The organism is Paracoccus fontiphilus, assembly GCF_017356265.1.
GTDB lineage: Bacteria > Pseudomonadota > Alphaproteobacteria > Rhodobacterales > Rhodobacteraceae > Paracoccus > Paracoccus fontiphilus.
The window spans coordinates 54,697-73,277 of record NZ_JAFNAW010000012.1; the positions used below are offsets into that span (position 1 = coordinate 54,697).

The following is an 18,581-nucleotide window of genomic DNA, read 5'->3' on the forward strand; positions in this document are numbered from 1 at the left end:
TTCTTCGTTGCCCAAATACCCATCCGGCCGCGCCCCAATGAGCACCATCGACAACCTGCCCCCCCTGCGCGAGGTGATCGCCCGCCACGACCTGCAGGCGAAAAAGCAACTGGGCCAGAACTTCCTTCTGGACCTGAACCTGACCGCCAAGATCGCGCGGCAGGCCGGCGACATGACGCAATGCGACGTCCTTGAAATCGGCCCCGGCCCCGGCGGCCTCACGCGCGGGCTGCTGGCCGAGGGCGCGCGCCATGTCCTTGCCATCGAGAAAGATGCCCGCGCCCTGCCCGCGCTGGGGGAAATCGCCGACCGCTATCCGGGCCGCCTGACGGTGATCCACGGCGATGCCCTGCAGGTCGATCCGCTGGCGCATCTGACCCCGCCCATCCGCGTGGCCGCGAACCTGCCCTACAACGTGGGCACCGAACTGCTGATCCGCTGGCTGACGCCGCCGGAATGGCCGCCTTTCTGGCAATCGCTGACGCTGATGTTCCAGAAAGAGGTCGCCGAGCGCATCGTCGCCGCCCCCGGCAGCAAGGCCTACGGCCGTCTTGCGCTGCTGGCCCAATGGCGCGCGAATGCCCGCATCGTGATGACCCTTCCGCCCGAGGCCTTCGTGCCCGCGCCCAAGGTCCATTCGGCGGTGGTCCACCTGACCGCCCTGCCCCGGCCACGCTTTCCGGCCGATCCGGCGGTCCTGTCGCAGGTCACGGCGGCGGCCTTCAACCAGCGCCGCAAGATGCTGCGGGCCTCGTTGCGGGGGCTGCATCCGGACATCGAGGCCTTGCTGGAACAGGCGAAAATTCCGCCGACCGCGCGAGCCGAGGAGATCGATCTGGAACGGTTCTGCGCCCTGGCCCGCGTCTTGCAGGCCGCGCGCCAGGCCCAATGAAAAGGGGCCGCGGCTGATCGCCGCGGCCCCTTGTCCTATTCCTCGCCGACCGCGGGCGTTTCCTCGGGCCTGGCCTCGGCATCCGCGGCCTTGCGGCGGCTGCGCGGGGCGCGGGGCGTCGCGGGCTTTTCACCCCGGGGCACGCGCGGGGCGCGGGTACGGACGGGCTTGGCTGCCGTGGCTTCCGGCGTCTCGACCGGCAACGCGGCCTCATCCTCCGACGTGGTCATCGCATCCGGCAGACCCTCGGGACGGGTTTCGGGCGCGGGCGCCGCGTCCGGCACCGGGGCCGGTTCGGGCTGAACCCGAGGCTGATCCTCGATCCGGAACTCGACCACGGGTTCGGGACGCGGTTGTTCGCGAACGGGCTCGCGGCCGCCGTGGTCGCGTTGGCCCGGATCGCGCTGCTCTCGCTGGCCTTGCTCTCGCCGACCTTGCTCGCGCTGGCTGTCGTCGCGCGGGCCATTGTCGCGCCCGCCACTCTCGCGCCCGCCATTGTCGCGCCCGCCGTTGTCGCGACGGTTGGTGTCGCGACCCGGCTCGTCACGGTTCTGGTCGCGCCCGCTGCCCTCGCGGTGCTGGTGGCCGTTGCCGTTCGGCTGGCCTTCGCGGCCCTCGTCGTCAGAACGGCTCTGGTGGAACTGCTGGCGCTCGGCCATTTCCTTTTGCGCCTCGCCCAGCATGCGGGTGTAATGCTCGGCGTGCTGCAGGAAAGCCTGCTCGGCCACCCGGTCGCCCGACAACTGCGCATCGCGCGCCAGCGTCAGGTACTTGTCGATGATCTGCTGGGGCGTTCCGCGCACCTTGCCCTCGGGGCCCGAGCTGTCGAAGACGCGGTTGACGATATTGCCGAGCGTGCGCTGGCGGTTCGACTTGTTGCGCGAGCGGGATTTCGATGATCTCATCAGTCTGTCTGTGTATGGTTCCAGTTGATCCGGGTTTCCAGGGATCTGGACGGCTTCGCGGGCGGCACCGGCGGCGCAAGAAGGGCGCTTCGCCGTTCAGCCCGCGCCTTGCACCCGAACGAACGCAAAGGCGTCCACGAGGGAATCGGCTTTTCCAGGCTGACCCGTGCGTGGGCATCGCTGCCCCGGCACAAGGGCGACTAACCACGCCGCGCGCGGGCTGACAAGCGAAATCGTCCCGCAGCCCTGCAAATCCCCGCCTTTCAGGCCGGAAAGCGCGCCAGAACGACACGGTCGCGTCCGTCCAGGTCCAAGATGACCCGCGCTTCAGCGCCCGCATCGGCAAGGATGGCCGCGACTACGGCACCTTGCGCCGGCCCGATTTCGACCAGGACATGACCACCGGGCGCCAGGTGATCCGCAACGCCCGCGGCGATGGCGCGATAGGCCGTCAGCCCGTCCGCCCCGTCGGTCAGCGCGCCATGCGGCTCCCATTCCCGGACATCGGGGGAAAGGCCAGCCATCTCGTCCAGGGCGATGTAGGGCGGGTTCGAGACGATCAGGTCGAAGCGACCCGCCACCCCGTCATACCAGTCGGCCTTGGCAAAGCCCGCCGTCACGCCGATCATCCGGGCATTGCGGCGCGCCACGTCAAGGGCAGCGTCCGAAATGTCGGTCCCCAGCCCCGTCGCCCCCGGCCGCGCCGCCAGAAGCGAGACAAGGATCGCCCCCGTCCCGGTCCCCAGGTCCAGAACGCTGCTCCAGGGCAGATCCAGGGCAGCCTGCACCAGCACCTCGGTCTCCGGGCGCGGGTCCAGCGTGTCGGCGGTGACAAGAAAGCGATGGGCGTAGAAGTCGCGGAATCCCACGATCTGCGCGACCGGCCGACGGGCCGCGCGTGCCGCGATGCCGCTGTCCAGCCGGGCGGTCTCGTCAGCCGTCAGGTCACGGTCATCGACGATGCGCAGCCGCCCGGGCTCGATGCCCAGCACCGCCGCGAGAATCCTGTCGGCATCGCGTCCCGCGCCCTCGATGCCCGCTGCGGCCAGCCGCCGGGCTGCCTCCCTGCGGGCTTCGGACAGCCTCATCCTTCGGCGGCCAGCCGGGCCGCCTGGTCATGGGCGGTCAGCGCGTCGATGATCTCGGCCAGATCGCCTGCCATGATCCGGTCCAGCGCGTAAAGCGTCAGGTTGATGCGGTGGTCGGTCATCCGCCCCTGCGGAAAATTGTAGGTGCGGATGCGTTCGCTGCGGTCGCCCGACCCGACTTGGGACTTGCGGTCGGCCGCCCGCTCGGCATCCGCGCGGCTGCGCTCCATGTCGTAAAGCCGCGCGCGCAGGACGGCCATGGCATTGGCGCGGTTCTGATGCTGCGACTTCTCGCTGCTGGTGACGACGATGCCGGTCGGCAGGTGCGTGATCCTGACGGCCGAATCCGTGGTGTTCACATGCTGCCCGCCCGCGCCCGAAGCGCGCATGGTGTCGATGCGGATGTCGCCTGCGGGAATGTCGATATCGACCTCCTCGGCCTCGGGCAGCACGGCCACGGTCGCGGCGCTTGTGTGGATGCGCCCGCCCGATTCGGTCTCGGGCACTCGCTGGACGCGGTGAACGCCGGATTCGTATTTCAGGCGGGCAAAGACGCCCTCGCCCTCGACCCGCGCCACGGCTTCCTTGACGCCGCCCAGTTCGGTTTCCGTCAGGTCCAGCATCTGGAAGGTCCAGCCCTGCCCTTCCGCATGGCGGCGATACATCGACAAAAGGTCGCCCGCGAACAGCGCGGCTTCGTCCCCGCCGGTGCCGGGGCGGATCTCGATGATGGCCGGGCGCGCGTCGGCCGCGTCCCTGGGCAGAAGGGCGATCCGCAGCGCCTGTTCCAGCGCAGGCATCTCGTCGCGCAGGCGGGCCAGTTCGTCCTCGGCCAGTTCGCGCATCTCGGGATCGGCCAGCATGGCCTCGGCCTCGGCCACCCCGTCGCGGGCCGCCCGCCAGCGGGCGATCTGCTCGACCACCGGCTTCAGCTCGGCATATTCGCGGCTGATCCGGGCGATCTGGTCGGGCGCCGCGCCGGCATTCAACTGCGCTTCGAGAAACTCGAACCGCTGGACGATCTGGGACAGGCGATCTTCGGGCAACATGACAGGGGCTTACCCGCGCCGAAAAGCACCGGCAAGGACTTCTTCGTTGTCCCAATACCCCAGGGGTCCGGGGGCTGGCCCCCGGCCTTCGCGGGACGCAATTCAGCGCCGGGTCCAGCCGTAAAGCGCGATCAGTTCGGTCGCCACATGCGCCCCCGCGATCGCCGTCGCCCCGGTCGTGTCGTAAGGGGGCGAGACCTCGACCACGTCGCCGCCGATCAGATCCACCCCCGCAAGCCCGCGCAGCAGCGCCGCCGCCTGCCAGCTTGCCAGCCCGCCCCAGACGGGCGTGCCGGTGCCGGGCGCGAAGGCCGGATCCAGCGCGTCGATGTCGAAGGTGACATACACCGGCCGGCTGCCGACCACCGCGCGGATGCGTCCCAGCGTCGCCTCCACCCCGTCGCGATGAACGCCCGCCGCGTCCAGGATGGTCACGCCCAAGGTATCGGGATTCTCGGTCCTGATGCCGATGCTGACACTGGCGCCCGCGTCCACCACGCCCTCGCGGATCGCCTTGTAGAGAAACGTCCCGTGGTCGATCCGGTCAGGGTCGTCGTCCACCCAGGTGTCGGAATGGGCATCGAACTGGATCAGCGCGACCGGGCCGCGCCGGGCGGCCACCGCGCGCAGGATCGGCAGGGTGATGGAGTGATCGCCCCCCAGCGTCACCGGCGCCGCGCCCGCGTCAAGGATGGCTCCCAGATGCGCCTCGATCCGGGCGGGAACCTCGCGCACGTTGGCATAGTCGAAGGCCATGTCGCCATGGTCGATCACCGACAACAGCGCCAGCGGATCATAGCCCCAGCCATAGGGCGGGTCATAGGGCTGCAGCGTCGATGCCTCGCGGATGGCGCGGGGGCCGAAACGGGTGCCAGGCCGATGAGTCACCGCCTGGTCGAAGGGAATGCCCGTCACCGCCACATCGACGCCGGACAGGTCCTTGCTGTAGCGGCGGCGCAGAAAGCTCGTCGCGCCGCCGAACGCGTTCTCGAAGGACGGCCCGCGCGGGTCGCCGCGCGTAAACGCCTGATCCACCTGCTTCCCGGCATCCTCGAGCGCCATCGCCGTCCCCTTGCCGCCGCATCCATGGGGCATCGTGACGCAGGCCCGCGCGGCCCGCAAGCGCCGCGTTTTGATCTGCATCAGGGCGCCGCGGCGCCGGATGGGCCATACTCACCCCGGAACGCGTGAGAGACCTAACGAGAGACAGCCATGAAGACATCTCTTTTCGCCATTCTCGCGCTTGGCGCGCTGGCCTCGCCCGGCCTGGCGCAGACCGAACTGCCCGCCGACACCGACCTGCGCCAGGCCGCGCTGGAATGGTTCGAACCGATCCCCGACACCCCGCAAGCCCCCACAGGCAACGAGCTGACGCCCGAGCGGGTGGAACTGGGCGCGAAGCTGTTCTTCGATCCCCGCATGTCGCTGTCGGGCCTGTTTTCCTGTCAGACCTGCCACAATGTCGGCCTTGGCGGCGTGGACGGGCTGACGACCTCGATCGGGCATGGCTGGCAGGCAGGGCCGCGCAACTCGCCCACCATGCTGAACGCGATCTTCAACGTCGCCCAGTTCTGGGACGGCCGCGCCCCCGACCTGGCCGAACAGGCCAAGGGCCCCGTCCAGGCGGGGGTCGAGATGAACAACACCCCCGAAAACCTGATCGGCACGCTGAACAGCATGGCAGCCTATGTCGACGGCTTCAAGGCAGCCTTCCCGGACGAGGCGACACCCGTCAGCTTCGACAACTTCGCCCGCGCCATCGAGGCCTTCGAGGCAACGCTGATCACGCCCGACAGCGCCTTCGACCGCTTCCTCAAGGGCGACGACGCCGCCATGACGGAACAGCAGAAGCGCGGTCTGGCGGCCTTCATGGACACCGGCTGCACGACCTGCCATTCCGGCATCAACGTCGGCGGCCAGGATTATTATCCCTTCGGCGTGGTGGAACGGCCGGGCGGATCGGTCCTGCCCGAGGGCGACCTCGGCCGCTTCACGGTCACGGCCACGGCCGACGACGAATACGTCTTCCGGGCCGCGCCCCTGCGCAACGTGGCCCTGACCGCGCCCTATTTCCATTCCGGAGCCGTCTGGGATCTGCGCGAGGCGGTGCACATCATGTCCTCGTCCCAGCTGGGCACCGAACTGGCGGAACCGCAGGTCGACGAGATCGTGGCCTTTCTCGGCGCGCTGACGGGAGAACAGCCCGAGATCGTGCACCCGATCCTGCCGGTGCGCGAAACGGCCACGCCGCTGCCACAGCCGATGGTCGAATAAGCCTTGCGCCGACAGCCGCCGGACCTTCGCGGTCCGGCGCGCTACAGGATGAAGTCGCCCGCGTTCATGGCGATGCGGTCGTCCAGCCAAATGTCGAAATCCGCCTTGCGATCGCCGTTCACGTCGCCCAGGACATGGGTGCCGTCCGCCCGAAGCTCGGCCCGAAGCTGCCCGGCCCGGCCGGAAAAAGCGGCGCCGCCGATGAAGCCGAAGGCCTGGTTGCCCGCCGCGGCCGTTGCCGCGTCGATCCCCGACAGGTCGATCCGGTCCGGGCCCGCGAAATCGAGGACCCGGTCGCGCCCGGCCGGGGCCACGCCGGATTCCGCGATGAACCCGAAGACAAAGCTGTCCGCGCCGGCGCCGCCCGCCAACCAGTCCGCGCCCATGCCGCCCGCCAGGCGATCATTGCCCGCCTCTCCGGACAACCGGTCGTTGCCCCGGGCGCCGATCATCGCGTCATTGCCGCCGCCGCCCCGCAGCGTGTCGTTGCCATCCAGGCCGTTCATCACGTCGGCGCGCGCCGTCCCGTTCAGGGCATCCGCGCGCGACGACGCGACCGGTCTGCCGCCCAGGCTGGCCTCGGCCCGCGTCAGCCCGGAAAACACGCGCCCGGCAATGCCGTCGTCGTCGCCGTCCAGGTATTCGCTCTTATAGGTCACGAAAAAGCCGCCGGTCTTCAGCCCCGTGACCGAAGCCCATTCCTGCATCTCCTCGGTTTCCTGGTTGACCCGGAAATTGCCGCCCACCCGGACGCCATATTCCGAGAAGGTCTGCCCGTAGACGTCCTTTTGATGGCTGCCGGCCGCCACGTCCGACCACTGGTCCCAGACGACCACGAAGCCGCCGCCATCCAGCGCCGCGACGCTGCTGTGGTCCGGGATCTCGCGCGCGTCGAAGGTGTTGACATGAAGGGCCGCGCCCTGGGCCCTGCCGGCGCCGTCGAAGATGCGGGCGTAAAGGCGGAAGGCGGTATCGCCGTCGGGGAAGCCGTCAAGGACGGTATCGACCCAGGTGACGACAAAGCGCCCGCCGCTGAGCGCCGTGACCGAATGGTCCGCATCCGTCACCGCGATGCCGCCGGTGGGGCCGTTGCCCTCGGGCGCGATGGCGAATTCCGGCGTGACCGGCTGTCCGTTCGGGGCAATGATCCGGGCGCGCACGTCGGTGGGCAGCGCATAGGGACTGCTGCCGGGATATTCGCTTTCCCAGACGACGATCGTGTTGCCGTTGGTCAGGCGTTCGGCCCGGACATTGTGCTGTTCGTAAAGCTGGCGCTGATTGATCTGGAACGGCAGGGTCGCGGCGCCCCCGGGGCCGTAGGCGCGAAAGAAGCTGTCCTCGCCGTTGAACGGGTTTTCGCCGGGGCCGGCCTGCCATTTCGACCACAGCACCGCATGGCCGCCGGGGCGGCTGACGACCTCGGGCGCGAAGTAGGAATCGTCGGTGAGAAGGTTTACCCGCCGGATCGGGCTGGCGATCGCGCCGCCGGCGCCGTAGGTCGCGGTCAGGATGTCGCTGCGGTCCAGCACCGAGTCGGGCGTGCTTTCCCAGGCCACGGCGAAGCCGCCGTTGTCCAGCGCATCGACACGCGCGTGATTGCCCACCAGGTTGGGATCGGACAGGACCATCTCCCTGCCGATGCGCGCGCCGGTCGGGCTGAAGATCTGGCCCGCGACGTATTGGACATCCAGGTCGCTGTTGAAGCTGTCCCAGACCACGACGACGTTGCCGTTGGCCAGCATGGTGACGTCGGGATCGTTCTGCCAGGCTTCCCAAAGCGTGTTGACGACGAATTCCGGGGTGATCGCGCGAACCATTCCAAGACCTCTTGCCGCCTTGCGGAGGATGGATGAAGGGTGAACGTCACGGGCATGGTTTCCCACGGCCCCGGCGCCTGTCAACGCCCGCCGCGCCCCGCAGGCGGGAAACCGCGGCCCGCCGGCTGGCCGAATCACCTTGCGTCCGCAGCATTCGCCGCTATAAAGCCGCATCCTTCCGCCGAGACATTGCAACCGGCGCAGCCTCTCGTGACGGGTGCGGAAGGGACGATCCGTCGATGAAATGCGCCTGAAACACTGAAAGGGATGCCATGCCTCTGTACGAGCATGTGCTGATCGCCCGCCAGGACCTGTCGAACACGCAGGCCGAAGGGCTGATCGAACATTTCTCGACCGTGCTTGTCGACAACGGCGGCCAGGTCATCGAGAACGAATACTGGGGTGTCCGCACCCTCGCCTACAAGATCAACAAGAACCGCAAGGGCCACTATGCCTTCCTGCGTTCGGACGCGCCCTCGGCCGCCGTGCAGGAAATGGAGCGTCTGGCCCGCCTGCATGACGACGTGATGCGCGTCATGACCGTGCGCGTCGAGAAGCACGAGGAAGGCCCCTCGGTCCAGATGCAGAAGCGCGAAGAGCGCGGTGATCGCGGTGACCGCGACCGTGGCGATCGCGGCGACCGGGGCGACCGCCCGCGGGGCGATCGCGGCGACCGTGACCGTGGTGATCGCGGCGAGCGCCGCGAGCGGACTGAAAGGATCTAAGCAATGGCGAACAAACCGTTCTTCCGCCGCCGCAAGGTTTGCCCCTTCTCGGGCGAGAATGCCCCGGCGATCGACTACAAGGACACGCGTCTGCTGCAGCGTTACATCTCGGAACGCGGCAAGATCGTGCCCTCGCGCATCACCGCCGTCTCGGCCAAGAAGCAGCGTGAGCTGGCCCGTGCCATCAAGCGCGCCCGCTTCCTGGCCCTGCTGCCCTATGTCGTGAAGTAAGGAGACCTGATCATGCAAGTCATCCTGCTGGAACGCGTGGCGAAACTTGGCCAGATGGGCGAAGTCGTCCGGGTCAAAGAAGGCTACGCCCGCAACTTCCTGCTGCCCCAGGGCAAGGCGCTGCGCGCCTCGGACGCCAACATCAAGTCGTTCGAGAACCGCAAGGTCCAACTGGAAGCGCAGAACGCCGAAACCAAGGCCGAAGCGCAGAAGATCGCCGACAAGCTGGACGGCCAGACCTTCGTGGTCATCCGTTCGGCCTCGGATTCGGGCGCCCTGTACGGTTCCGTGACCACCCGCGACGCGGCCGACGCCGCGACCGAGGCCGGCTTCACGCTGGACCGCAAGCAGGTCGTGCTGAACCAGCCGATCAAGGACCTGGGCCTGCACGAGGTCAGCGTCGTGCTGCACCCCGAGGTCGACGCGACCATCGTCCTTAACGTCGCCCGTTCGGCCGAGGAAGCCGAACTGCAGGCGCAGGGCAAGTCGATCCAGGACCTGGCCGCCGAGGCCGATGCCGCAGCCGAGTTCGAGATCGCCGAGCTGTTCGACGACATCGGCGCGGCGAACGACGACGGGGACGACGACCGGAACTGATCCGGCCACGTCCCGCCTGTCGGGAACACGGAAATATCAGGACCGCGACGGGAAACCGCCGCGGTCCTTTTTTCGTTCAAGTCCAAATTGTTTCCTGCCGGAACTCGACGTATCATGGACTTGATGATTGGTAGCCGTCCTTGGACGGATATTTCGCATTTCGCCGCCGAAGGATATCGGATGCCCGACCCTCTCAGCCAGCTTCTTGCCAGCCGCGAGTGGCTGATGGCGGACGGGGCAACGGGCACCAACCTGTTCAACATGGGCCTGCCATCGAACGTGGCGCCCGAGTTGTGGAATGCCGACCGGCCAGACGCGGTGCGCCGGCTCTACGAGGACGCCGTGGATTCCGGGGCGGATCTGTTCCTGACCAACACCTTTGGCGGCAATGCCAGCCGCCTCAAGCTGCAGGGCGCCGCTCATCGCGTCCGCGAGCTGAACCTGGCCGGTGCCGCGATGGCGCGCGATATCGCCGACGCCTCGGGCCGCACGGTTGTGGTCGCGGGCAACATCGGCCCTACGGGCGAGATCATGGCCCCCTTCGGCAGCCTGTCCCATGCCCGCGCGGTCGAGATGTTCCACGAACAGGCCGAGGCGCTGAAGGAAGGCGGGGCCGACGTGCTGTGGGTGGAGACCATCAGCTCGGAACAGGAATTCCGCGCCGCCGCCGCCGCCGCGCATCTGGCCGACATGCCGTGGTGCGGCATGATGAGCTTCGACACGGCGGGCCGCACGATCATGGGCGTGACCTCGGCCCAGTTGTCGGCCCTGGTGGAACGCCTGCCGAACCCACCGATAGCCTATGGCGCGAATTGCGGCGTGGGGGCGGCGGACCTGCTGCGGACGGTGCGCGACTTCGTGGCCTCGGGCAACGAACGGCCCATCATCGCCAAGGGCAATGCAGGCATCCCGCACCTGGAGGCCGGGCACCTGCACTATGACGGCACCCCCGCCATCATGGCCGACTACGCGTGCCTTGCGCGCGACCTGGGGGTGCGCATCATCGGCGGCTGCTGCGGCACCACGCCCGCCCATCTGCGCGCCATGCGCGAGGCGCTGGAAACCCGGCCTGCGGCGGGCCGGCCCTCGCTGGAGGAAATCGCCTCCCGGCTGGGCGGCTTTTCCTCGGTCGGGGATTATTGAGGGCGCGCTGTTTCGACGCATCCCGGCGCGCGCTTGAAGCGTTTAGCGGGTCGGCGGAACAGGAAAGGCGCGACGATGACCGAGGAACGCGACAGCCGGACAGCCATCGTCCGGGGACTGCTGAACCAATGCCCCAACTGCGGTGAAGGCAAGCTGCTGCGCGGATATCTGGGCGTGCCCGCGGAATGCGAAGCCTGCCACGCGCCGCTGGGCCGCTATCCCGCCGCGGACGGCCCGGCCTTCTTCACCATGACCATCATGCTGCTTCTGCTGATCCCTCTGATCGGCTTCACCTGGGTGCTGTTCCGTCCCAGCCCGGTGATGCTGCTGGTCATCACCGGGGTCATCACGACCCTGCTGACTCTGATCCTGCTGCGCTTCGTCAAGGGCGCCTTTATCGGCTATCTCTGGGCCAAGAACGAACAGGATCGCGGTTCCTAGAACAGCGACAGTTGATCGCCCGCACGGGGCGGCGGGCCGAACCGGCTGCAGTCCAGCGGCGCGGACCCCGTGTCATAGCCCAGCCGCCTGCGTGCCAGCCGGAACCGTTGCAGGGCAAGCTGCGCCTCGACCCCCTCGCCCCGGAAGCGGTGGCCGAAGCGCGGGTCGTTGTCGCGCCCGCCGCGCATGGCCGCCACCCGGTTCATGACATGCGCCGCCATGCCGGGCCGATGGCGGAGGAGCCAGTCGCGGAACAGCGGCGCCACCTCCAGCGGCAGGCGCAGGGGGATCATGCTGGCGGTCGTGGCGCCGGCCTCGCGCGCGGCGGTCAGGATCGCCTCGATCTCGGGTTCGGTCAGGACGGGGATCACCGGGGCGACCATCACGCGCACCGGCACCCCAGCCGCAGCCAGCCTGCGGATCATCCGCAGCCGCGTCGCGGGCGCGGGTGCGCGGGGCTCCAGCGCGCGGGCCAGATCCGCGTCCAGGGTGGTGACGCTGACGCCCACCGCCGCCATCCCCTTGGCCGCCAGTTCCGCCCACAGATCCAGGTCGCGCAGCACCGTCTGCCCGCGCGTGACCAGCGTCACGGGGTGGTTCCAGTCCGACAGCACCCGCAGGATGCCCGGCATGATGGCCAGCTTCGATTCGACCGGCTGATAGGGATCGGTGTTCGTCCCCAGCGCGATCGGCGCCGGGCGATAGGACGGCCGCGCCAGTTCGCGCGCCAGCAGCACGGCCGCATCCGGCTTGGCGGTGATCCTGGTCTCGAAATCCAATCCCGGGGACAGGCCCAGATAGGCGTGCGTGGGCCGGGCATAGCAGTAGATGCAGCCGTGTTCGCAGCCGCGATAGGGATTGATCGAGCGGTCGAAGGAGATGTCGGGCGAGGTGTTGCGCGTGATGATGCTGCGCGGCCGTTCCGTCACCACCTCGGTCCGCAGCAGACGGTCGTCCTCGGGGATGTCCCAGCCATCGGCTTCGTGCACCCGCCGCTGTGCCTCGAACCGCCCCTCGGGACGGGTGTCGGCTCCTCTGGCCTTCAGGCGTTCGTCGGGATTGCGGGGCGGCAGCATGGCACCATCTTGGAACACATCAGGAACAAAAGCCAGCACCTTGGCGGGTTGATGTTCGCGCCGCCTGCCCGCATCCTGCCACGGAGACCAGTTCAGGAGGCATCATGTCCGACGATTACACCCCGCCCCAAGTGTGGAGCCAGAAGGGCGCGAACGGCGGCCAGTTTTCCAACATCAACCGCCCCGTCGCAGGCCCGACCCATGACAAGGACCTGCCCGTCGGCAATCACGCCCTGCAGCTATACTCTCTGGCCACGCCAAACGGCCAGAAGGTCACGATCATGCTGGAGGAACTGCTGGAGGCGGGCCATGACGCCGGATACGACGCCTGGCTGATCCGCATCAACGAAGGCGATCAGTTCGGCAGCGGCTTTGTCGCCGTGAACCCCAATTCCAAGATCCCGGCGCTGATGGATCATGGCGTGACCCCGCCGCGCCGGGTGTTCGAATCGGGCTCGATCCTGCTCTACCTGGCCGAGAAGTTCGGCGCCTTCCTTCCCGCCGACCCTGCCGCGCGGACCGAGGCGATGAACTGGCTGTTCTGGCAGATGGGATCGGCCCCTTTCCTGGGCGGCGGCTTCGGGCATTTCTATGCCTATGCGCCCGTCAAGGTCGAATACGCCATCGACCGCTACACGATGGAGGCCAAGCGCCAGCTGGACGTGCTGAACCGGCACCTGGCCGACAACCGCTTCATGGCGGGCGAGGAATACTCCATCGCCGACATGGCGATCTGGCCCTGGTACGGGCAGGTCGTGGCAGGCAAGCTTTACGGCGACGCGGCGACCTTCCTTGACGCGGGCATCTACGGCCATGTCCGCCGCTGGCACGACGAGATCGCGGCCCGTCCGGCGGTGCAGCGCGGGATCATGGTCAACAAGACCTCGGGCGAGCCGTCGCAGCAGTTGTGGGAACGCCACGACGCATCCGATTTCCAGACTCGAACGCAGGACAAGATCGGAGCGGAATGAAGAAAGGGGGCTTTGCCCCCGTCCTTCGGACTCCCCCAGGATATTTGAACCAAGGCAAAGGTGTCTTTGACTTGGTCCAAATATCCCACGGGGGTCCGGGGGCTGGGCTTCGCCCGTTCGTCGCTGAAAAAGGTCCACCGGACCTTTTTCCGGGCGCTCCTCACCCCCCGGCCTTCCAACGGTTCAGTTCCGCGCGCGGTCAACCATCTTGCCCTTGGAGATCCAAGGCATCATTTCGCGCAGCTTGGCGCCGACCTGTTCGATCTGGTGTTCGTCGTTGGCCCGGCGCGACGCCTTCAGCGTCGGCTGGCCCACGGCGTTCTCCAGCATGAAGTCGCGCACGAACTTGCCGCGCTGGATGTCCTCCAGCACCGCCTTCATGCGGGCCTTGGTTTCCTCGTAGGGCAGAATCCGCGGGCCGGTGACATACTGGCCGAATTCCGCCGTGTTCGAGATCGAGTAGTCCATGTTGGCGATGCCGCCTTCATAGATCAGGTCCACGATCAGCTTCACCTCGTGCAGGCATTCGAAATAGGCCATCTCGGGGGCATAGCCTGCCTCGACCAGGGTTTCGAATCCGCAGCGGATCAGCTCGACCAGGCCGCCGCACAGGACAGCCTGCTCGCCGAACAGGTCGGTCTCGCATTCCTCGCGGAAGTTGGTCTCGATGACGCCCGAGCGGCCGCCGCCGATGGCCGAGCAGTAGGACAGCCCGATCTCCAGCGCCTTGCCGGTGGCGTCCTGGTGCACGGCGACCAGGCAAGGCACGCCGCCGCCCTTGGTGTATTCGCCGCGAACCGTGTGGCCGGGGCCCTTCGGCGCCATCATGATCACATCGACGCCCGGCTTCGGCTGGATCAGGCCGAAATGCACGTTCAGGCCATGGGCGAAGGCGATCGCCGCGCCTTCGCGCAGGTTGTCGTGGACGTATTTCTTGTAGGTCTCGGCCTGCAGTTCGTCCGGCATGGTGAACATGATCAGGTCGGCCCAGGCAGCAGCCTCGGCGATACCCATGACCTTCAGGCCCTCGCCTTCGGCCTTCTTGGCCGAGGGGCTGCCCTCGCGCAGGGCGACGACTAGGTTCTTGGCGCCCGAATCGCGCAGGTTCAGCGCATGGGCGTGTCCTTGGCTGCCATAGCCCAAGATCGCGACCTTCTTGTCCTTGATCAGGTTCACGTCGCAATCGCGGTCATAGTAAACGCGCATGGAATGGTTCCTTTCCTCTCCGATGGAGCAGTTTCTAGGCGCATGGGACGTGGAAATGGCATCTACTTTTCCCAACATCACACCTGTTCATGCCATGGACATGCCGGATCACTGTCGTTAGTGGAATAATCATGCCGGACCTTACGGATCATCGCATTCTGCGTCACCTGCTGGCCGACCCGGAGGCGTCGAACGCCGTGCTTGCCGAACGGGCGGGCGTGGCGCCGGCCAGCCTGTGGCGCCGGCTTGAGAAGCTGCGCGAGACGGGGGTGATCGCCGCCATCCAGGGGCGCATCGACTGGCGGGCGCTTGGTTACGAGGTCCAGGTCAGCCTGCGCTTCACCCTGGACAAGGCCAGCCCCCGCGCCTTCGACGAATTCATCGCCGCCGCGCGCGAGGTGCCGGAAGTGACCGAGATCCAGACCTTCCTGGGCAGCGTGGACCTCCGGCTGTCGGTGATCGCCCGCGACATGGCCCATTGGCAGCAGATCTATCGCGACCGCATCCTGACCCTGCCGCATGTATCCGACAGCGACGCCTTGATGCTGGTCTCCACCATCAAGGACAGCGCGGAGCTTCCGTTGTGAGCGATCTTGACGCCACCGACCGGGCGATCCTGCGCATCCTGGCCGCCGATGCCACGAAAAGCGCGGCCGAGGTCGGGCGCATCGTGGGCATCGGCCAGCCGGCCGCCTGGCGCCGCATCAGGCGGCTGGCCGACAGCGGCATCTTGGCCGGGCGGCGGGTCATCGTGGACAACGCCGCGCTGGGCTTCGGCGTGACCGTGTTCCTGGGCATCCGCCTGGCCACCAAGGGCCGCACGTCCCTGGAGGATTTCGAACGCGCCGTGACTGCCATCCCCGAGGTGCAGACCGTCCAGCATGTGCTGGGCCAGTTCGACTATCGCCTGCGCATCACCGCCCGCGACATCAGCGATTTCGAACGCATCCTGCGCCGCCGGATCATGACCCTGCCCGGCGTGGGCCAGGTTGAAGCGAATGTGATGCTGTCCGAGGAACGAAGGCCGGGACCGCTGGGCGGTTGAAGCGCGTTTGATCTGGCCCCGTCTTTTGTCCCGCGCTACAGATCCTCCATGCAAAAGATCACGCTTCCCGAACGACCGAACTGGCGAGACACCGCGCGCGAGGCGGGCTTCACCTTTGCCGACATGCATGGCGAGCCCTATTGGGACGAAACCTCGGCCTATCGGTTCACGCTGCGGCAGGTCGAGGACGACATCGAGGATCCCTCGACCGACCTCCATGCCATGTGCCGCGACGCCGTGGCCGAGATCGTCACCAGCCAGGAGATGATGGAGCGCTTGGGCATCCCCGCCCCCCACCGCGACCTGGTGGCCGACAGCTGGCGGCGGAACGAGCCCGAGATCTATGGGCGCCTGGATCTGGCCTATGACGGCAAGGGTCCGGCGAAGCTGCTGGAATACAACGCCGACACGCCGACCTCGCTCTACGAAAGCGCGTCCTTTCAGTGGCAATGGCTGGAGGATCAGCTGGCGGCGGGCGTCCTGCCGCGCGGGGCCGACCAGTTCAACGGCATCCACGAGGCGCTGGTGGAACGCTTCCGCGCGCTGTTCCCCCCAAACACCGACATCCACTTCACCGCTGTCGCGAACAACCCCGAGGATTACGCCACCGTCGAGGCCATGGCCTGGGCCGCGCGAGAGGCCGGGATGGGCGCGCATTACAGCGACCTCGACAAGCTGGGCGTCACGAAGAAGGGCCAGTTCGTCGATGCCGAGGACCGGGTAATCGGCACGCTGTTCAAGCTTTACCCGTGGGAAGACCTGCTGCGCGACGATTACGCTTGCCACATCAGGGGATCGGGCTGCCTGTTCCTGGAACCCGCCTGGAAGGCGCTGGTGTCGAACAAGGGCATCCTGCCCGTGCTGTGGCAGATGTTCGAGGGTCATCCGAACCTGCTGCCCGCCTTCTTCGCCGACGACGTGGCCGATGCGCTGGTGGCGGGCGGGCGTCCGGTGCCTGCCGTCGCCGGGGCCTTCGGCAAGGTCGCGGACCAGTTCAAGCAGGGGCATGTGGTCAAGCCGATCTTTTCGCGCGAAGGCGCGGGTGTCAGCATCGTTGAAAACGGCGATGTGACCGAAGCATCCGTCAATACCGACTACAATGACCATCCGCGCATCGTGCAGGCCTATGCGCCCTTGCCCGAGTTCGACGGCTTCCGGCCGATCGTCGGCGCCTGGATCGTGGGCGACGCCTGCGCGGGCATGGGCATCCGCGAGGACCGGTCCCGCATCACGCAGGACTTGTCGCGCTTCAAGCCGCATTTCATCGCGGAATAAAGGGGGGAAAGCCATGAGAAAACGCTCCAGGACCGTCGCGCTGACCATTCTTGGCGCCGCCAGCTTCGCCATTGCCGGCTGCCGTGAGGAACAGGTGGACGCGCAGGCCTTTCCCGACCTGAACGCCTGCCTGGCCGCCGCCGACGAGGGCGGGCTGTTCACCGCCGACGAATGCCGCCAGTCCTTCGCCGAGGCGGAACAGCTGCACGTTGAATCCGCCCCCCGCTATGACAGCCTGCAGGTCTGCGAGGAACAGCACGGCGTCGGCAACTGCGGGTCCGAGGCGCAGCAGACCGGCGGCGGCGCGGGCAGCATCTTCATGCCGCTGCTGGCGGGATACCTGATCGGGTCCATGCTGGGCGGCGGGGGGTTGTCACGGTCCCAGCCGATGTATCGCACGCCCCAGGGCGGCTATACCAACGCGGCGCGGACCAGCACGTTCTCCAGCAATACCGGGCGCGCGGCGCTGAACAGCAGCCAGTTCGCGCGTCCGGCCGCGACCGCCGGGCAGCCGCCGATGTCGCGCGCGACCGCCGCGTCGCGGGGCGGCTTCGGCTCGTCGGCGGCCGGGCGTTCCTTTGGCGGTTGACCCGTGGCGGATTTAAGGGAACCCTGACCGGGTCGGGGCGTCTTGCCCATGTCCCTAGTCAGGAGTCCTGCCCATGTCCCGCCTTGCCCCGCTAGTTGCCACCCTTGTGATGGCGGCGACACCGCTTGCTGCGCAGGACATCGTCGTGTCCTCGAAGATCGACACCGAGGGCGGGCTGCTGGGCAACATGATCCTGCTGGCGCTGCGGGACGCCGGGCTGCCGGTGCAGGACCGCCTGCAACTGGGCGGCACGCCGATCATGCGCGACGCCATCGTGGCGGGCCAGATCGACATCTATCCCGAATACACCGCCAACGGCGCCTTCTTCTTCAACGAGGCCGACAGCGACGTCTGGAAGGATGCCGCCAAGGGCTATGCCCGCGTGGCGGAACTGGACCGCGCGCAGAACGACATCGTCTGGCTGACGCCGTCCCCTGCCAACAACACCTGGGCCATTGCCCTGCGTCAGGAGGTGGCCGAGGAGAACGGCCTGACCACCATGACCCAGATGGGCGAATGGATCGCGGGCGGCGGCGAGGTGAAGCTGGCCGCGTCCAGCGAATTCGTGACCTCGCCCGCCGCCTTGCCCGCGTTTCAGGAAACATACGGCTTCGCGCTGACGCCCGACCAGCTTGTCCAGCTTGCCGGCGGCGACACGGCGGCGACCATCGCGGCGGCGGCGCAGCAGACCTCGGGCGTGAACGCGGCCATGGTCTATGGCACCGACGGCGCCATTGCCGAAGCCGGGCTGCTGGTGATGGAGGACGACAAGGCCGTCCAGCCGGTCTATCAGCCCGCCCCCATCGTCCGGGCGTCTGTGCTGGAAGCCCATCCCCGGATCGCCGAGGTGCTGGAGCCGATCTTCACCTCGTTGACCCTGCAGACGCTGCAGACATTGAACGGCCGCATCCAGATCGGCGGCGAACCTGCCGCTGCCGTGGCCGAGGACTACCTGAAGCAGGCAGGCTTCCTGGACTGAGCGTCGTGGCGCGGGTCTCGCCCCCGGGCGTCCTGTTCGCCGTGATCGGACTGGCCGGGCTGGCCCTGCCGCTGGTGCAGTTCAAGCCGAACCGGATCGTACCGGGCGAAGGGGTGATCCTTCCGGCGCTGCCCTGGGGCATTCCCATAAGCCTGGCCCTTGGCGCCCTGCTGATCGCCGCCTGCTGGTCCCGCTGGCCCGCGCTTCCGCGCCTGCTGGCCGCCGCCGCGGGACTGACGGCGGCGGCGCTGTCGCTGGGCGCGGCGGCGGCGCATCTG

General features: G+C 67.8%; 20 protein-coding genes and 1 pseudogene. 14 read left to right on the plus strand and 7 right to left on the minus strand.

Annotation, left to right across the window (positions count from 1 at the left end; genetic code table 11):
- Positions 1-37: 37 nt before the first annotated feature.
- Positions 38-892, plus strand: coding sequence for a 16S rRNA (adenine(1518)-N(6)/adenine(1519)-N(6))-dimethyltransferase RsmA (rsmA, locus tag J0F76_RS06675; protein ID WP_207467087.1), 855 nt, complete (start codon positions 38-40; stop codon positions 890-892).
- Positions 893-927: 35 nt separating this feature from the next.
- Here the strand turns inward: rsmA and J0F76_RS06680 are convergent, their stop codons facing one another.
- The 4 genes from J0F76_RS06680 to speB all read right to left on the minus strand — a co-directional run bounded on the left by J0F76_RS06680 (position 928) and on the right by speB (position 4,996).
- The gene (locus J0F76_RS06680) at positions 928-1,797 is read right to left on the minus strand and encodes a DUF4167 domain-containing protein (RefSeq protein WP_207467089.1); all 870 of its coding nucleotides are present in this window, start codon (positions 1,795-1,797) and stop codon (positions 928-930) included.
- Between the two features lie 263 nt (positions 1,798-2,060).
- A complete protein-coding gene (gene prmC, locus J0F76_RS06685; RefSeq protein ID WP_207467091.1) occupies positions 2,061-2,885 on the minus strand; it encodes a peptide chain release factor N(5)-glutamine methyltransferase in 825 nt (274 codons plus the stop codon).
- Positions 2,882-3,934: a peptide chain release factor 1 gene (gene prfA, locus J0F76_RS06690; protein ID WP_207467093.1), complete on the minus strand. Its 1,053-nt coding sequence runs from the start codon at positions 3,932-3,934 to the stop codon at positions 2,882-2,884. Before prfA ends, prmC begins: the two co-directional genes overlap by 4 nt.
- A gap of 102 nt (positions 3,935-4,036) precedes the next feature.
- The gene (gene speB / locus J0F76_RS06695; protein WP_207467132.1) at positions 4,037-4,996 is read right to left on the minus strand and encodes an agmatinase; all 960 of its coding nucleotides are present in this window, start codon (positions 4,994-4,996) and stop codon (positions 4,037-4,039) included.
- 150 nt (positions 4,997-5,146) lie between these two features.
- Between speB and J0F76_RS06700 the strand changes: the two genes are divergently transcribed.
- Positions 5,147-6,208: a cytochrome-c peroxidase gene (locus tag J0F76_RS06700; protein ID WP_207467094.1), complete on the plus strand. Its 1,062-nt coding sequence runs from the start codon at positions 5,147-5,149 to the stop codon at positions 6,206-6,208.
- Between the two features lie 41 nt (positions 6,209-6,249).
- On the opposite strand, the gene J0F76_RS06705 is transcribed toward J0F76_RS06700, so the two are convergent.
- On the minus strand, positions 6,250-8,025 hold the full coding sequence (locus tag J0F76_RS06705) for a calcium-binding protein (protein ID WP_207467096.1): 1,776 nt from the start codon (positions 8,023-8,025) through the stop codon (positions 6,250-6,252).
- A gap of 272 nt (positions 8,026-8,297) precedes the next feature.
- Between J0F76_RS06705 and rpsF the strand changes: the two genes are divergently transcribed.
- The 5 genes from rpsF to J0F76_RS06730 all read left to right on the plus strand — a co-directional run bounded on the left by rpsF (position 8,298) and on the right by J0F76_RS06730 (position 11,162).
- Entirely contained in the window at positions 8,298-8,750 is a 453-nt protein-coding gene (gene rpsF / locus J0F76_RS06710; protein WP_207467098.1) for a 30S ribosomal protein S6, read from the plus strand.
- 3 nt (positions 8,751-8,753) lie between these two features.
- Complete coding sequence (gene rpsR / locus J0F76_RS06715) at positions 8,754-8,981, plus strand: 30S ribosomal protein S18 (RefSeq protein ID WP_103173059.1); 228 nt, start codon at positions 8,754-8,756, stop codon at positions 8,979-8,981.
- A gap of 12 nt (positions 8,982-8,993) precedes the next feature.
- The gene (gene rplI, locus J0F76_RS06720; protein WP_207467100.1) at positions 8,994-9,578 is read left to right on the plus strand and encodes a 50S ribosomal protein L9; all 585 of its coding nucleotides are present in this window, start codon (positions 8,994-8,996) and stop codon (positions 9,576-9,578) included.
- A gap of 180 nt (positions 9,579-9,758) precedes the next feature.
- Positions 9,759-10,721, plus strand: a complete 963-nt coding sequence (bmt, locus tag J0F76_RS06725) for a betaine--homocysteine S-methyltransferase (RefSeq protein WP_207467102.1) — start codon at positions 9,759-9,761, stop codon at positions 10,719-10,721.
- 75 nt (positions 10,722-10,796) lie between these two features.
- Positions 10,797-11,162 (plus strand): DUF983 domain-containing protein, encoded by a 366-nt coding sequence (locus tag J0F76_RS06730; RefSeq protein WP_207467104.1) that lies wholly within the window; start codon positions 10,797-10,799, stop codon positions 11,160-11,162.
- On the opposite strand, the gene J0F76_RS06735 is transcribed toward J0F76_RS06730, so the two are convergent.
- Positions 11,159-12,238, minus strand: coding sequence for a PA0069 family radical SAM protein (locus J0F76_RS06735; RefSeq protein WP_207467106.1), 1,080 nt, complete (start codon positions 12,236-12,238; stop codon positions 11,159-11,161). The genes J0F76_RS06730 and J0F76_RS06735 overlap by 4 nt on opposite strands.
- 104 nt (positions 12,239-12,342) lie before the next feature.
- On the opposite strand from J0F76_RS06735, the gene yghU reads away from it, so the two are divergent.
- Positions 12,343-13,209 (plus strand): glutathione-dependent disulfide-bond oxidoreductase, encoded by an 867-nt coding sequence (gene yghU / locus J0F76_RS06740; RefSeq protein WP_207467108.1) that lies wholly within the window; start codon positions 12,343-12,345, stop codon positions 13,207-13,209.
- A gap of 183 nt (positions 13,210-13,392) precedes the next feature.
- On the opposite strand, the gene ilvC is transcribed toward yghU, so the two are convergent.
- Entirely contained in the window at positions 13,393-14,415 is a 1,023-nt protein-coding gene (gene ilvC, locus J0F76_RS06745) for a ketol-acid reductoisomerase (RefSeq protein ID WP_207467110.1), read from the minus strand.
- Positions 14,416-14,546: 131 nt separating this feature from the next.
- On the opposite strand from ilvC, the gene J0F76_RS06750 reads away from it, so the two are divergent.
- The 6 genes and pseudogenes from J0F76_RS06750 to J0F76_RS06775 all read left to right on the plus strand — a co-directional run.
- Positions 14,547-15,002, plus strand: a complete 456-nt coding sequence (locus J0F76_RS06750; protein ID WP_207467112.1) for an Lrp/AsnC family transcriptional regulator — start codon at positions 14,547-14,549, stop codon at positions 15,000-15,002.
- Positions 14,999-15,460, plus strand: a complete 462-nt coding sequence (locus J0F76_RS06755; protein WP_207467114.1) for an Lrp/AsnC ligand binding domain-containing protein — start codon at positions 14,999-15,001, stop codon at positions 15,458-15,460. Before J0F76_RS06750 ends, J0F76_RS06755 begins: the two co-directional genes overlap by 4 nt.
- Before the next feature lie 48 nt (positions 15,461-15,508).
- Positions 15,509-16,735 (plus strand): glutathionylspermidine synthase family protein, encoded by a 1,227-nt coding sequence (locus tag J0F76_RS06760; protein ID WP_207467116.1) that lies wholly within the window; start codon positions 15,509-15,511, stop codon positions 16,733-16,735.
- A 13-nt stretch (positions 16,736-16,748) separates the two neighbouring features.
- Positions 16,749-17,324, plus strand: coding sequence for a DUF1190 domain-containing protein (locus J0F76_RS06765; RefSeq protein WP_207467118.1), 576 nt, complete (start codon positions 16,749-16,751; stop codon positions 17,322-17,324).
- 73 nt (positions 17,325-17,397) lie between these two features.
- Positions 17,398-18,303: a glycine betaine ABC transporter substrate-binding protein OsmF gene (gene osmF, locus J0F76_RS06770; protein ID WP_207467120.1), complete on the plus strand. Its 906-nt coding sequence runs from the start codon at positions 17,398-17,400 to the stop codon at positions 18,301-18,303.
- A 5-nt stretch (positions 18,304-18,308) separates the two neighbouring features.
- Positions 18,309-18,581: pseudogene (locus J0F76_RS06775) on the plus strand (hypothetical protein); the annotation flags it as partial.

What these genes read in the sequence shown, in the direction of transcription:
- rsmA (WP_207467087.1), top strand. Translation starts at nt 38, where the DNA reads ATGAGCACCATCGACAACCTGCCCCCCCTGCGCGAGGTGATCGCCCGC.
- J0F76_RS06680 (WP_207467089.1), bottom strand. Translation starts at nt 1,797, where the DNA reads ATGAGATCATCGAAATCCCGCTCGCGCAACAAGTCGAACCGCCAGCGC.
- prmC (WP_207467091.1), bottom strand. Translation starts at nt 2,885, where the DNA reads ATGAGGCTGTCCGAAGCCCGCAGGGAGGCAGCCCGGCGGCTGGCCGCA.
- prfA (WP_207467093.1), bottom strand. Translation starts at nt 3,934, where the DNA reads ATGTTGCCCGAAGATCGCCTGTCCCAGATCGTCCAGCGGTTCGAGTTT.
- speB (WP_207467132.1), bottom strand. Translation starts at nt 4,996, where the DNA reads ATGGCGCTCGAGGATGCCGGGAAGCAGGTGGATCAGGCGTTTACGCGC.
- J0F76_RS06700 (WP_207467094.1), top strand. Translation starts at nt 5,147, where the DNA reads ATGAAGACATCTCTTTTCGCCATTCTCGCGCTTGGCGCGCTGGCCTCG.
- J0F76_RS06705 (WP_207467096.1), bottom strand. Translation starts at nt 8,025, where the DNA reads ATGGTTCGCGCGATCACCCCGGAATTCGTCGTCAACACGCTTTGGGAA.
- rpsF (WP_207467098.1), top strand. Translation starts at nt 8,298, where the DNA reads ATGCCTCTGTACGAGCATGTGCTGATCGCCCGCCAGGACCTGTCGAAC.
- rpsR (WP_103173059.1), top strand. Translation starts at nt 8,754, where the DNA reads ATGGCGAACAAACCGTTCTTCCGCCGCCGCAAGGTTTGCCCCTTCTCG.
- rplI (WP_207467100.1), top strand. Translation starts at nt 8,994, where the DNA reads ATGCAAGTCATCCTGCTGGAACGCGTGGCGAAACTTGGCCAGATGGGC.
- bmt (WP_207467102.1), top strand. Translation starts at nt 9,759, where the DNA reads ATGCCCGACCCTCTCAGCCAGCTTCTTGCCAGCCGCGAGTGGCTGATG.
- J0F76_RS06730 (WP_207467104.1), top strand. Translation starts at nt 10,797, where the DNA reads ATGACCGAGGAACGCGACAGCCGGACAGCCATCGTCCGGGGACTGCTG.
- J0F76_RS06735 (WP_207467106.1), bottom strand. Translation starts at nt 12,238, where the DNA reads ATGCTGCCGCCCCGCAATCCCGACGAACGCCTGAAGGCCAGAGGAGCC.
- yghU (WP_207467108.1), top strand. Translation starts at nt 12,343, where the DNA reads ATGTCCGACGATTACACCCCGCCCCAAGTGTGGAGCCAGAAGGGCGCG.
- ilvC (WP_207467110.1), bottom strand. Translation starts at nt 14,415, where the DNA reads ATGCGCGTTTACTATGACCGCGATTGCGACGTGAACCTGATCAAGGAC.
- J0F76_RS06750 (WP_207467112.1), top strand. Translation starts at nt 14,547, where the DNA reads ATGCCGGACCTTACGGATCATCGCATTCTGCGTCACCTGCTGGCCGAC.
- J0F76_RS06760 (WP_207467116.1), top strand. Translation starts at nt 15,509, where the DNA reads ATGCAAAAGATCACGCTTCCCGAACGACCGAACTGGCGAGACACCGCG.
- J0F76_RS06765 (WP_207467118.1), top strand. Translation starts at nt 16,749, where the DNA reads ATGAGAAAACGCTCCAGGACCGTCGCGCTGACCATTCTTGGCGCCGCC.
- osmF (WP_207467120.1), top strand. Translation starts at nt 17,398, where the DNA reads ATGTCCCGCCTTGCCCCGCTAGTTGCCACCCTTGTGATGGCGGCGACA.